Raw genomic sequence first — 12920 nt, 5'->3', positions numbered from 1 at the left:
CAGTATAAGCAACCGCTGTCAGCCTACGCCGACCGCCTAGGCGATCCGCAACACCGGCACAGTCTCCGCGGCCTCGAGCAACTGCTCGATCATGCCGCGCAAACGCGCCAGATCCAGCGGCTTGGCCAGGTAGGCGTCCATGCCGGCATCGCGGCACAGCGCTTCACCTTCGGCCTGGGCATTGGCGGTCAGGGCGATGATGGGCAGCGTACGGGTGGTTGGGCGCGTTCGCAGCCGGCGTGCGGCTTCCAGCCCGTCCATCACCGGCATCTGCCAGTCCATCAGCACCAGATCGAACGGCTGCGCCTCGGCCAGCTCCACCGCCTGTGCGCCGTTCTCCGCGGTGACGATGTCGTAGCCAAACTGCTGCAGGTAGCGCACCACCACGCGCTGGTTTACTGCGCTGTCCTCGGCCAGCAGGATGCGCCGCTGGCGCTGCACCCGCTCGGGTGCGAGCTCGCTGGCGTCCTCGCGCTCCCCCACCAGCAAGGCATGCAATGCGCGCGCCAGCGCCATCTTGCCGAGCGGCGGCTTGATCAGATACTGCGTGCGCACATCCTCATCGTGCGGCGGGTGCCAGGCGAACACCACGCAGGGCAACTCGCCCGGATCGCGTACCTCGTCACACAGCAGCACCTCGGCGGCATCCGGCGTAGTCCAGATCGCGCCGGCGCGCTCCAGGTAGCGCTCGATCTCGGCGCGCCACGGCAGCGCGCCCTGCCAGCCGATACGGCGCCCCGCCAGAAAGGCCAGCTGGTGCGGCAGCGGCTCCCACTGCAGTTGCCACTCCGGTCCGGAATTGGCCGGTGCTGGCGGCAGCTGCAGCCAGAAGCACGAGCCTTGTCCGGCCGTCGAGGCAACGCCGATCTCGCCCCCCATCAATTCGACCAGCAACTTGCAGATCGCCAAGCCCAGGCCAGTGCCACCATAGCGGCGGGTCGAGCCCGAATCGGCTTGGTAGAAGCGGTTGAACAACTGGTCGAGCTTGTCAGCAGCAATGCCAATGCCTGTATCGGTGATCGCGATACGCGGCGCGCCGGCCTCGTGCGCCAGCACCACGGTGACGCTGCCGGCCTCGGTGAACTTCAGCGCATTGCCGATCAGGTTGACCAGCACCTGCTTGAGTCGGCCCGCATCGCCGAAATAGCCGGCAGGCAGATCGTCGGCGATGTCGAGCGTCAGCGTCAGCTCCTTCTCTGCCGCCCGCGCGGCGAGGATGGCGCAAGCCTGCGCCGCCACCACCCGCAGATCGAACGGCTCGCGCGTCAGCGTCAGCTTGCCTGCCTCGATCTTGGAAAAATCGAGCAGGTCGTTGATCAGTGTGAGCAGGGTTTCGCCGGAATGGCCGATGGTCGCGACATACTCGCGCTGCTCGGCGGTGAGGTGCGTCTGGTGCAGCAGTTGCAGGAAGCCGAGGATGCCGTTGAGTGGCGTGCGGATTTCATGGCTGATGGTGGCAAGGAACTCGCTCTTGGCCTGGTTGGCGGCCTCGGCGGCATCGCGGGCCAACGCCAGTTCCTGCGCTTGTGCCGACAGGCGTTCGTTGAGCTCGCGGGTTTCCTGCTCGGCACGCTTCACCCGGATCAGCTGGGCCAGGATGGAGGCGAACAGCTTCAACACTTCACGCTGGTACGGCTGCAACGGTCGACGATGCAGGAAGTTGTCGCAGGCGATCCAGCCGATGAAGCGGTGCTCCACCCACAGTCCGGCTAGCGCATTCCAGCCGCGGCCGACCACCACCTTGTCGTAGTACAGCGCCGCATCCTCGTTGACGACCACGGTGTCGGGCTTCTTCAACGCCTCGTGGAACATCGGGTGCAGCGGCAGCGCGCTCTGGAACCAGTGCTCGTCGGTCACCTGGCCGTTACTGTCGGTGCCGTAGGTGCCGCCCATGTGGTTGCCGTCGATATCGGCCTCGAACACCGCCATCCGATCGAACTCGAGCTCGGTGATACCGAGCGTCACCGCCAGGCGGTAAAGCTCGTCCAGATCGTGCGCCTCGGTCAGTTTCAGCGTCACGCCGTGCAATTTCTGCAGCAGCGTGCGGTATTCCTCGGCGCGGGTCAGGCTGGCCTGCAATTGCGCGGTGAGCTCGTCCACCGAGCTGACGTGCCCATGCAGATGAGCCTGCCAGCGCTCCATCAGCATGTGCGCCAGCGCCTCGCATTCGACGCGGAACGCCGCACTTTCCAGCAGCTGGCTCACCCGGAGTGCATCGTTGAACTCCACGTACAGCATGCCGACCAGCCCGTCGGCAAGGCACAGCGGCAGGATCAGGCGATACAGCTCGGAGCGCGCCAGCGGCACATCGTCCCAGATCTCGCGCGCCGGGTACTCGGTGGCACGTAGCGAGACGGCCGGCTCACGCAACTGCCAGTCGAGCTCCTCGCTCGCCACACCATAGAAATCGAGCGGCGATTGCGGTTCGGCGAACGACAGCGCCCGCGTACCCGCCATCGCCTGGGCATGGATCAGCGCACGGCCCTCGTGCGGCAACGCCAGCAGCGCACGGCGCGCATCGAAGGCAGTGAGCGCGTGGGTGACCGTTTCGCGGGCGAAGGCTTCCCAGTCCTGGGCTTGTGCGAGTTCGCCCAGATGAAAATGCGAGGTTGTTTTTTTCATCCTGAAATTTGTGCGTAAGCACTTATGGGTATCCGCATCATAACGCCATTGATGCATGGCGATGCAGCAAACAGCAGGGTGGTCATCGCCCCGACGAAGCGTTGCCGGGCGAGCGGCCCGCAGCGGCGGCGAGCCGGTATAATGGCCGGTTTTTCGCCGCGCCCACCCGCCCATGACCCGCATCGCCCATATCGAATCGCTGGACCACGAAGGTCACGGCGTCGCCCATGCCGACGGCAAGGTGATCTTCATCGACGGTGCCCTGCCGTTCGAGGAGGTCAGCTACAACAGCTATCGCAAGAAGGCGAATTTCGAGAACGCCCAGGTGGGCCAGATCCTGCGCGAAAGCCATTTGCGTACCAAGCCACGCTGCCCGCACTTCGAAATCTGTGGCGGCTGTTCGATGCAGCACATGGAGTTCAGCGGCCAGGTCGCCGCCAAGCAGCGCGTGCTCGAGGAAAACCTGCGCCGCATCGGCAATGTCACGCCCGAGGCCATCCTGCCTGCCGTCTACGGCTCACCCTGGGGCTATCGCCACCGCGCGCGGCTATCGGTGCGCCACGTGGCCAAGAAGGGCGGCATGCTGGTGGGCTTTCACGAGAAGCGCTCGTCCTATATCGCCGACATGACCGAGTGCCACGTGCTGGTGCCGCACGTGGCCAAGCAATTGCCGGCAATGCGCGAACTGGTGGCCAAGCTCTCGATCTTCGATCGCATGCCGCAGATCGAAGTTGCCGTCGGCGAGAACGTGACGGTGCTGGTATTCCGCATCATGGAAGCGCTCAACGCTGCTGATGAAGCGCATCTGAAGGCCTACGCCGATCAGTGGCAGGTGCAGATCTGGCTGCAGCCCAAGGGCCCGGACACGGCCTATCCCTTTTATCCGCTTGATGCGCCGCGCCTCTCCTATACCTTGCCCGAGTTCGGCATCGAAATGCCGTTCAAGCCCACCGAATTCACCCAGGTGAACCATGCGATCAACCGAGTGATGGTCGAGCGCGCGATCAACCTGCTCGATCCGCAGCCGGGTGAAGCCATCGCCGACATGTTCTGCGGCCTTGGCAACTTCACGCTGCCGATTGCCCGCCGCGGCGCCAAGGTGCTCGGCATGGAAGGCAGTTCACAACTGGTCGAGCGCGCCTTCGAAAGTGCCCGCCACAACGGGCTGGCCGAGCGCACCGACTTCACCGTGGCCAACCTCTTCGACATGACCGAGGAATGGCTGGACAAGCTGGGCCACTTCGATCGCATGCTGATCGATCCGCCGCGTGACGGCGCCATTTCGCTGGTAAAGGCCATCAGCGCCGAGCATGGCCCCAAGCGCATTGTCTACGTGTCCTGTAATCCCGCCACGCTGGCGCGTGACGCCAACGTGCTGGTCAACGTGAAGGGCTACACGCTGAAGGCCGCCGGCGTGATCAACATGTTCCCGCACACCGCCCACGTCGAATCGATTGCCTGGTTCGAGAAGACCGGGCCTGGTCTCTCCCGCGAGGAAGTCGCTGCGCTGGAGGCGCAGGAAGCAGCGGAGCGTGAAGCGGCCAAACGCCGCGAGAAGGACGCTGCCGCCTCGGCCAAGGCGGCGAAGGCCGCGAAAGAAGCCGAGCTTGTCGCCGCGCGCGAGGAAAAACGCGCTGCCAAGCGCGCCGCGTGGGAAGCACGCCAGGCCGAGCGCGAAGCGGAAGACTGAGCGTCAATAAAAAACCGCGCCTGGCGCGGTTTTTTATTGACTGTTACTGCAGCAATGGCAAGCGTTGCACGCGGATCGCACAGCGGTGTTCCTGGGTCCGTGCCCAGGCATGGGCGAAGTCGATCACGTCGTCCAGCTGATCGTCGTCGTGGGTGGAGATCAGCACCGCATGATCCAGATCGCGCACCAGCCAGTCGATCACCGCTTCCCAAGCCCGCCCCTTCGTGCTGACGATCGCCAGCAGTGTTCCATCCGGGCCAAGCACGCTGCACAGGAAGTTGTCATAGCTGGCTTGATACGCCCGGTCACACACCAGCACGATACCGCGTTCACCCGCCCGACACCTGGAATGGGAAATCCACTTCTGGCACCCGCCCGGCCACGATGTCGGCAATTGCCAGGCCCGAACCGCAGGCTTCGGTCCAGCCCAGCGTGCCGTGGCCGGTGTTCAGATAGAGGTTGGCATAGCGGGTGCGGCCGATATAGGGCAGGTTGCTTGGCGTGGCCGGGCGCAGACCGCACCAGAACTCGGCGGCATCGTAGTCGGCGGCATCGGGGAAGATCTCGCGCGTGCGCTCGATCAGCGCCCGGCAGCGCACCGGATTGAGCTCCAGGTTGTAGCCGTTGAATTCCGCCGTGCCAGCCACCCGCAGCCGTTCGCCCAGGCGCGAGAACACCAGCTTGGCACCGTCGTCGGTCAGGCTAACCGTCGGTGCCGCTTGGCCGGGCCGCACCGGGATCGTCGCCGAGTAGCCCTTGGCCGGGTAGATATTGAGGTGGATGCCCAGCGGCGCCAGATGCAGCGGGCTGTAGCTGCCGAGGCAGACGACAAAGGCATCGGCCTGCAACCGCTCGATGGCCTCGCCCTCCTGCAAGCGGACCGCCGTGATGCGCCCACCCTCGTGCTCGACACCCTGCAGCACCGCGCCGTAGCGGAACTGCACGCCCAGTTGCTCGCAATGCACAGCCAACGCATCGGTGAACTTGCGGGCATCGCCCGATTCGTCGGATGGCGTATAGGTGCCGCCTACAATGGGGCGGCGCGAAGCAGCCAGCGCCGGCTCGATGGCGATGCATTCGGCAGCAGTCTTTACCTGCCGATCCAGCCCCACCTCGTTCATCAAGGCGGCAGCCGGAATGGCCGCCTCGAACTCGGCCGGATCGGTGTAGTAATGCAGGATGCCGACGGTACTGGCGTCATAGGTCAGCCCCAACGCCTGACGTAGCTCTTGCAGCGTGGCACGGCTGTAGAGTCCCAGCCGCACCAGCGCCTGCAGGTTGCGCCGGGTACGCGCGGCTGTGCATTCGCGCAGGAAGGCCAGCCCCCAGCGCCACTGCGCCGGATCGAGCCGCGGGCGGAACAGCAGCGGCGCATCTTCCTCGGCCAACCATTGCAGTGCCTTGAACGGCGCCTTGGGGTTGGCCCAAGGCTCGGCGTGGCATACCGAGATCTGGCCGCCATTGGCATAGCTGGTCTCGCGGGCCACCTCGGGCGCGCGTTCGATCACCGTCACCTCGAAGCCGGCCCGGGCCAGGAACCACGCCGACGTCACCCCGATCACCCCCGCCCCCAGCACCACGACCCGCATCGCCACCTCCCAGATGAGGCCGCCATTATGCCGTGGCGGGGCAGACGCGGGCTGCGCGAGGTCAAACCATGCACGCAACACGCACCGCGGAAAGCGAGCGACAAGGCGTGCGGACCGCTAGACTATGCACGCGTCCCCGTTCATGGCCCTGAATGAAACTTTCGCTGCGCACCGCCCTGATCCTGGCAACGCTGACCGGCCTGCTGCTGCCGGCTGCGATCGCCGGCTTTTTTCGCCTGCAGGCGCAGTACGGCGATGCGCGCGCGCTGATCAAGCGCGATCATGCACGCATCGTCGACATCCTGGTGCTGGGCATGCAGGAGCCGCTGTGGAACCTGTCGCCCGAATCGGGCCGGCCGCTGCTCGAATCGGTGATGAGCGATGAGCGCGTGGTGCGCATCGTGGTCAGCGACAACGCACTCGGCGCCTTCCTCACCGCCGATCGGCCCGAGCGCCGCAGTGGCCAGCTGCACACCCTGACCCGCGTGGTGAACAAGCAAGGCGCGCAGATCGGCAAGGTCTCGGTTGAATTCGACGATGGCCCGGTGTTCTCCGACATCCGCCGTGAACAGCGCCAGACCATCGTCGCGGTGCTGCTGCAGCTCGCCGTCAGCCTTGGCCTCATCCTGTTCCTGCTCGGCTCGCGCGTGGTGCGGCCGCTCGCCGCACTGTCGCGGCAATCGAAACGGCTGGCCGACAAGCAGCTCGACGAGCCCTTCATCTGGCGCCGCGAGGACGAGCTCGGCGAACTGGGCCATAGCCTGGAAACCACGCGTCAGTCGCTGAAGGCGCTGATCGATACGCTGGAACAGAAGAACCTGCAGCTCGAAGCCGACCTGATCAGCCGGCGCCATATCGAATCGGCACTGCGCGCCAGCCAGGATCGCTTCCAGCGACTGGTGGAGTCGACCCGGGTGATCCCCTGGGATGCCAACCCCGAGGAATGGCGCTTCGTCTACATCGGGCCGCAGGCCGAAGGCCTGCTCGGGCATCCGCTCGCCACCTGGTACCACGAGAACTTCCTCACCACCTATCTGCACCCGAACGACCGCCATCTCGCCTACCAGCTGTTCACCGAGGCCCGCAACGATGCCCCGGTGGAGTTCGAGCTGCGCCTGCTGGCGCGCGACGAACGCACGGTATGGGTCCAGCTGATCGCCGAGCACCGCCACGACGAGGATGGCCACCACCTGCAGGGCTTCCTGATCGACATCACCGCGCGCAAGGAGGCCGAGCTGGAGCTGGAGCGCTACCGCAACCACCTGGAGGAAGGCATCGAGGTGCGCACCCGAGCGCTCGCCGCCGCCAACCACCAGCTGGAAACGCTGTCGCAGTCGGTCTCGCACGACCTGCGCTCGCCGCTGCGCACCATGGAAGGCTACGTCGAGGTGCTGCTGGAAGACTTCGACGAACAGCTCGACGATCGCGCACGCAACTACATCGCCCGCATGCGCGGCACGTTGCGCCACATGGGCTCGCTGATCGACGATCTGCTGACCCTCTCCAAGCTGGCGCGCAGCGAGGTACGCCGCCAGGAGCTCGATCTCGCGCAGGTCGCCCGCGACATTCTGGAGGAACTACACGCGCTGCAGCCGGATCGCAACGTCGCGCTGCGCCTGCCCTCCGCCCTGCCGACCTACGCCGATCCCAAGTTGGTGCGGGTTGCGCTCTACAACCTGCTCGACAACGCCTGGAAATTCACCAGCGAAGCCGGCCAGCCGGAGATCGAGGTCGATTGCGCCACCGTCAATGGCCAGGTGGTGTTCCACGTCAAGGACAATGGCATCGGCTTCGACATGGCCCACGTGATGCGGCTGTTCCTGCCTTTCCAGCGGTTGCAGCAAACCGAGGAAGGCAGCGGCAATGGCATTGGCCTGGCCATCGCCCAGGCCATCATCCAGCGCCACGACGGCCGCGTCTGGGCCAAGAGCACGCCGGGCAACGGCGCCACCTTCTACTTCACGCTGCCCGATCCGCGCGACTAGGCCGCGCTATGGCGCATTTTCACTCGGCCGCGATCAATGGCTTGCTCGGGTTTGGCAAGTGCTTCGCAAACCTCGTTCCGCTTGAACCAGAAACAAGCCTTTTCTTTTACAGAACATTCGTTCTATAATCACTGCAATTCAACCCGACCACGGACCCGCTCGCATGGACGACAACAAGAGCAAGGCGCTCGCCGCAGCGCTCGCGCAGATCGAACGCCAATTCGGCAAGGGCGCCATCATGAAGATGGGCGAAAACCAGATCGAAAACGATCTGCAGGTGGTCTCCACCGGCTCGCTGGGCCTGGATCTGGGCCTGGGCGTCGGCGGCCTGCCACGCGGCCGTATCGTGGAAATCTTCGGGCCGGAATCGTCGGGCAAGACCACGCTGTGTCTGCATGTGGTCGCCGAAATCCAGAAAGCCGGCGGGGTCGCCGCCTACATCGACGCGGAAAACGCGCTCGACCCGATCTATGCGCAAAAGCTCGGCGTCAACGTCACCGACATGCTGATCTCGCAGCCGGATACCGGTGAGCAGGCGCTGGAAATCTGCGACATGCTGGTGCGCTCGGGTGGTGTCGACATCATCGTCATCGACTCGGTCGCGGCGCTCACCCCCAAGGCTGAAATCGAAGGCGAGATGGGCGACCAGTTGCCAGGCCTGCAGGCCCGCCTGATGAGCCAGGCATTGCGCAAGCTCACCGCCAACATCAAGCGCACCAACACCCTCGTCATCTTCATCAACCAGCTGCGGATGAAGATCGGTGTGATGATGCCCGGCCAGAGCCCGGAAACCACCACTGGCGGCAATGCACTCAAGTTCTACGCCTCGGTACGCCTCGATATCCGCCGCATCGGCGCAGTGAAGAAAGGCGACGAGATCATCGGCAACCAGACCAAGGTAAAGATCGCCAAGAACAAGGTGGCGCCACCGTTCCGCATCGTCACCTTCGACATCCTCTACGGCGAGGGCATCTCGCGCGAGGGCGAAATCATCGATCACGGCGTCACGCACAAGGTCGTCGAGAAATCCGGCGCTTGGTACAGCTACAACGGCAACAAGATCGGCCAAGGCCTGGAGAATGCCCGCCAGTTCCTCAAGGACAATCCGGAGCTGACCGACGAAGTGGTGCGCCGCATCCGCGAGAAGATTGGCGGCGCCCAGTTGCCGATCGAACCTGGCAACCCGCTCGACGACGAAGCCGAGCTCGCCGAATAAGGCCAGACAGGGCGGCGCAAGCCGCCCTTTTCCATTTCTCCGTCCGCCATGCCCGCCCCCACTTCCCTGCGCCAGCGTGCCCTCGCCCATCTGGCGCGACGCGAGCATGCCCGCACCGAACTGCGGCAGAAGCTGCTACCCCATGCCGACGGCGACGAAGCCACGCTTGATGCACTGCTCGACGATTTTGCCGCACGCGGCTGGCTTTCTGATGCCCGCTTTGCCGAAGCCTGGGCGCATGGCCGCGGCGCACGTTATGGGAGCCAGCGCCTGCGTGCAGAATTGCGGGCCAAGGGCGTGGATGACGAACTGATCGGCGATGCACTCGTCAGCATGGCCGACAGCGAGGAAGCGCGTGCCCGTGAAGTGTGGCGACGCAAGTTCGGCGAGCCGCCGCGCGACGCCCGTGAACGCGCACGCCAGTTGCGCTTTCTTGCGGCACGGGGGTTTGCGCTCGACGTAGTCTATCGCGTGGTAGGCGGCTCCGACGAGACAATCTGACCACCGTTGCGCTGCCGTGCTGGCAAGCCTTGCCGGGCTCGGCTATCAATGAGGAAGTGTTTCCCACGCGACGTGCTGGAGTCTGGCGGTGTCTCTTCCCCCCGCGCATCAAGTTCACCCGGTCAACTTACCCAAAAAGAAAGCCGGGGGCGCGCAATGAGTCTTGGCGGTCAGGACGAACTCGCGTTTGCCGCCGAGCACAGCGGTACGGGCCAGGCACAGCGCTGCTGGCGCATCCTGATCGTCGACGACGAGCCCGATGTCCACCAGGCCACCACCTTTGCACTGAAGGGCGAGATCATCCTCGATCGCCCGCTCGAATTCCTGCATGCCTACAACGGCGACGAAGCGCTGCAACTGCTCTCGCGCGAGTCGGACATCGCCGTGGTGCTGCTCGACGTGGTGATGCAAGGCGACGAAGACGGCCTCACCGTCGCCCGCGCTATTCGCCAGCAGCTCAATCTGAACGAAATACGCATCGTGCTGCGCACCGGCCACCCCGGTTACGCACCGGAATACCGCGTGATCCGTGATTTCGGCATCAACGACTACAAGACCAAGTCCGAGCTGACCCAGATCCGGTTGCAGACCACGCTGACCACTGCCATCCGCTCGTACCAGCAACTGAAGGCGATGAACACCAGCCGGCGTGGGCTGGAGATGATCGTCGAAGCCTCCAGCACCCTGTTCGAGCGCCGTTCGCCCGAGAGCTTCGCCTCCGGTGCGCTGATCCAGCTCGCCGCGCTGCTCGGCCTGCCGCCAGGCGGCCTGATCTGCATGCGCCAGCCGGCCACACCGGCACGACGCCACAAGTGCGAGTGGATGATCGCCAGCGCAGCCGGTGACATGCAGCGACTGATCGGCAAACCGCTCACCGAGCTCGACGACGCCATCGTGGTCAATGCCATCGAGCATGCGCTGCGCTCGCGCAGCTCGCTGTACGACGATCGCTTCCTGGTGCTCTACCTCAATCGCATGCGCGATCAGGAGGCCGCAGTCTACCTGCCGACCCAGCAGGCACTGAGCGACGAGGATCGCCAGCTGCTGGAAGTGTTCTGCGCCAATCTGGCGATCGGCTTCGAGAACGTCGCGCTCTTTCGCCAGCTGCAGGAGCTGGCCTATATCGATCCACTGACCCACCTGCCCAACCGCACGCAATTCGTCAGCCAACTCGATCGCATCCTCAAGCAACCGGTCGGCAACGAACTGGTGCTGATGCTCGATGTCGCCCACTTCTCGCAGATCAACGATGCGCTCGGCCACCTGATCGGCGACCAATTGCTGCAGAGCGTCGCGCAACGGCTGCGCCCTTTCATTGCGCCAACGGTCACCCTGGCCCGGGTCGGGGTCGATGTGTTCGGCCTGGTCGGCCCGCTGCCCGACATGCAACTCGGCGCACTGTTCGAATCCTTCGAGCGCCCGTTCGCCGTCGCCTCGCACCGGCTGCGGGTACAGGTGGTCAGCGCTGCGGCCCACCTGGCCGACACAGAGCCGACCGGCATCGGCTGCCTCAAGGACGTGACCATCGCGCTCAACCAGGCCAAGCGTGCCGAGGACGGCAAGCTGATGTGGTATTCGCCAGCGATGAGCCGTGCGTCACGCCAGCGGCTCGATCTGCTGCATGACCTGGAAAGCGCCATCCGCCAGCGCCAGCTCACCGTCTACTACCAGCCGCAGATCGAACTCGACAGCGGCGCCATCGTCGGCGTCGAGGCGCTGGTACGCTGGCCCCAGCCCGATGGCAGCTTCATCCCGCCTGATCGCTTCATCCCGCTGGCCGAACAATCCGGCCTGATCATCGAACTCGGCACTTGGCTGCTCGATACCGTGTGCCAGCAACTGATCGCCTGGCGCGATGCCGGGCTCAGCGAGCTGAGGGTCGCCATCAATGTCTCGATGGTGCAGTTCAACCACGAAGGGCTGATCGACCTGCTGGGCGATACGCTCGAGCGCTACCACCTGCCGCATGAGCTGATCGAAGTCGAGATCACCGAAAGCGTCGCGATGACCCGGCCGGAAGACGTGATCGCCAAGATCGCCCGGCTCAAGGCGCTCGGCGTCTCGGTGGCCATCGACGATTTCGGCACCGGCTTTTCCTCGCTCGCCTACCTGCAGAAGCTGGGGGCGGACCGGCTCAAGATCGATCGCGCCTTCATCCGTGACATGGGCCTCGGCGAGAACCCGTATAGCATCGCCGAGATGGTGATCAACCTCGGCCACAAGCTGGGCATCAAGGTCATCGCCGAAGGCGTGGAATCACCGGCGCAGGCCACCTTGCTGCGCAGCCTGGGCTGCGATGAGGCGCAAGGCTACCTCTTTGCCAAGCCGTCGCCGCCCTCACCGCTCACCCACTGGTTTCTCGAAACCGGCATGCAGGTTGCTGTCTAGCCACGCCGCTGCGGGGTCAGCGTCTCGCGCAGCGCATCGATCAGCACCCTCACCTTGGCCGGTACGTGGCGGCTAGCCGGATAAACCGCGTAGATGCCACCCCGCGGCAACGACCATTCCGGCAACAGCCGCACCAGGCGCCTTGCCATCACATCCTGCTCCGCCAGGTAATGCGGCAGCACACCGATGCCCGCCTCGTTCAACAGCAGGGCCTGCAGCGCCTGCGGCGAGTTCACCTTGATCGGGCCGTGCATCCGCACGGTCTCCTGCTGCCCCAGCAAGTGGGTGAAGGTCCATGCCAACGGCGACGATAGCAAGGTCAGCGCCAGCCAATCATGCTGCGCCAGGTCGGCCGGTTGGCCGATGTCCGGGGCGGCTGCGAGATAACCGGGCGCCGCGACCACCCACTGCTCGAAATCACCGAGGCTCGCCGCGCGTAGCGAGGAATCCTTCAGCCAGCCGAGACGAATCGCCACATCGATGCGCGCCTCGACCAGATCCATCACCTCGTTGCTGGCAATCAGCTCGATCTGCATCGCCGGGTACAGCTTGGCAAGCCGGGCCACGACCGGCGCGATGACGCTGCCGGCGTAGTCGGTGGGCGCCGTCAGCCGCAGCAGGCCACGCGGCGCCTGTTGCCCTTCGCCCGCCCGCTCGATCGCCTGCTCCATGCCCGCCAGCAGGGGCCGACACTCCGCATAAAACTGCTCACCGGCCTCGGTCAGGGTTACCCGCCGCGTGGTGCGGGTGAACAGCGTGGCGGCAAGCTCGCGCTCCAGCCGCGCCACCTGCTGGCTGACCATGCCCTTGGCCACGCCCAGCCGCTCCGCCGCCGCGGTAAAGCTCCCCGCCTCGACCACCGCCATGAAATACACCAGCCGATTGAGGTCGATCCGCAGCAGTTCGCGCATGACTTTGTTCTTGAATTG

Annotated in this window: 9 protein-coding genes; 5 read left to right on the top strand and 4 right to left on the bottom strand. The window is 65.1% G+C overall.

The features are described from left to right. Positions 1–36: 36 nt before the first annotated feature. Positions 37–2622 (bottom strand): hybrid sensor histidine kinase/response regulator, encoded by a 2586-nt coding sequence (locus FLM21_RS07525; protein ID WP_187360130.1) that lies wholly within the window; start codon positions 2620–2622, stop codon positions 37–39. Positions 2623–2794: 172 nt separating this feature from the next. On the opposite strand from FLM21_RS07525, the gene rlmD reads away from it, so the two are divergent. After that, a complete protein-coding gene (gene rlmD / locus FLM21_RS07520; protein ID WP_148714980.1) occupies positions 2795–4312 on the top strand; it encodes a 23S rRNA (uracil(1939)-C(5))-methyltransferase RlmD in 1518 nt (505 codons plus the stop codon). A 43-nt stretch (positions 4313–4355) separates the two neighbouring features. On the opposite strand, the gene FLM21_RS07515 is transcribed toward rlmD, so the two are convergent. Beyond that, a complete protein-coding gene (locus FLM21_RS07515) occupies positions 4356–4631 on the bottom strand; it encodes a hypothetical protein (RefSeq protein WP_148714979.1) in 276 nt (91 codons plus the stop codon). Positions 4632–4641: 10 nt separating this feature from the next. Further along, positions 4642–5901, bottom strand: a complete 1260-nt coding sequence (locus tag FLM21_RS07510; RefSeq protein WP_148714978.1) for a D-amino acid dehydrogenase — start codon at positions 5899–5901, stop codon at positions 4642–4644. Positions 5902–6053: 152 nt separating this feature from the next. Here FLM21_RS07510 and FLM21_RS07505 point away from each other — a divergent pair, with 152 nt between their 5' ends. The 4 genes from FLM21_RS07505 to FLM21_RS07490 all read left to right on the top strand — a co-directional run bounded on the left by FLM21_RS07505 (position 6054) and on the right by FLM21_RS07490 (position 11991). Further along, complete coding sequence (locus FLM21_RS07505; protein WP_148714977.1) at positions 6054–7886, top strand: ATP-binding protein; 1833 nt, start codon at positions 6054–6056, stop codon at positions 7884–7886. Between the two features lie 163 nt (positions 7887–8049). Then, positions 8050–9102 (top strand): recombinase RecA, encoded by a 1053-nt coding sequence (gene recA, locus FLM21_RS07500; protein WP_148714976.1) that lies wholly within the window; start codon positions 8050–8052, stop codon positions 9100–9102. A gap of 48 nt (positions 9103–9150) precedes the next feature. Continuing rightward, a complete protein-coding gene (gene recX / locus FLM21_RS07495; protein ID WP_148714975.1) occupies positions 9151–9603 on the top strand; it encodes a recombination regulator RecX in 453 nt (150 codons plus the stop codon). A gap of 156 nt (positions 9604–9759) precedes the next feature. Next, positions 9760–11991: a GGDEF/EAL domain-containing response regulator gene (locus FLM21_RS07490; protein WP_187360129.1), complete on the top strand. Its 2232-nt coding sequence runs from the start codon at positions 9760–9762 to the stop codon at positions 11989–11991. Here the strand turns inward: FLM21_RS07490 and FLM21_RS07485 are convergent. After that, positions 11988–12902, bottom strand: a complete 915-nt coding sequence (locus FLM21_RS07485; protein ID WP_148714973.1) for a LysR family transcriptional regulator — start codon at positions 12900–12902, stop codon at positions 11988–11990. The genes FLM21_RS07490 and FLM21_RS07485 overlap by 4 nt on opposite strands. Between the last annotated feature and the right edge of the window lie 18 nt (positions 12903–12920).

The sequence above is a fragment of the Chitinolyticbacter meiyuanensis genome (assembly GCF_008033135.1).
GTDB classification, from domain to species: domain Bacteria; phylum Pseudomonadota; class Gammaproteobacteria; order Burkholderiales; family Chitinibacteraceae; genus Chitinolyticbacter; species Chitinolyticbacter meiyuanensis.
Note: the sequence above shows the minus strand (reverse complement) of the source record. Positions and strands in the feature narration are given on the sequence as shown.

Excerpts from the sequence above, each read along its gene's own strand:
- recA (WP_148714976.1), top strand. The coding sequence starts at position 8,050 with ATGGACGACAACAAGAGCAAGGCGCTCGCCGCAGCGCTCGCGCAGATC.
- FLM21_RS07490 (WP_187360129.1), top strand. The coding sequence starts at position 9,760 with ATGAGTCTTGGCGGTCAGGACGAACTCGCGTTTGCCGCCGAGCACAGC.
- FLM21_RS07510 (WP_148714978.1), bottom strand. The coding sequence starts at position 5,901 with ATGCGGGTCGTGGTGCTGGGGGCGGGGGTGATCGGGGTGACGTCGGCG.
- FLM21_RS07505 (WP_148714977.1), top strand. The coding sequence starts at position 6,054 with ATGAAACTTTCGCTGCGCACCGCCCTGATCCTGGCAACGCTGACCGGC.
- rlmD (WP_148714980.1), top strand. The coding sequence starts at position 2,795 with ATGACCCGCATCGCCCATATCGAATCGCTGGACCACGAAGGTCACGGC.
- recX (WP_148714975.1), top strand. The coding sequence starts at position 9,151 with ATGCCCGCCCCCACTTCCCTGCGCCAGCGTGCCCTCGCCCATCTGGCG.
- FLM21_RS07485 (WP_148714973.1), bottom strand. The coding sequence starts at position 12,902 with ATGCGCGAACTGCTGCGGATCGACCTCAATCGGCTGGTGTATTTCATG.
- FLM21_RS07525 (WP_187360130.1), bottom strand. The coding sequence starts at position 2,622 with ATGAAAAAAACAACCTCGCATTTTCATCTGGGCGAACTCGCACAAGCC.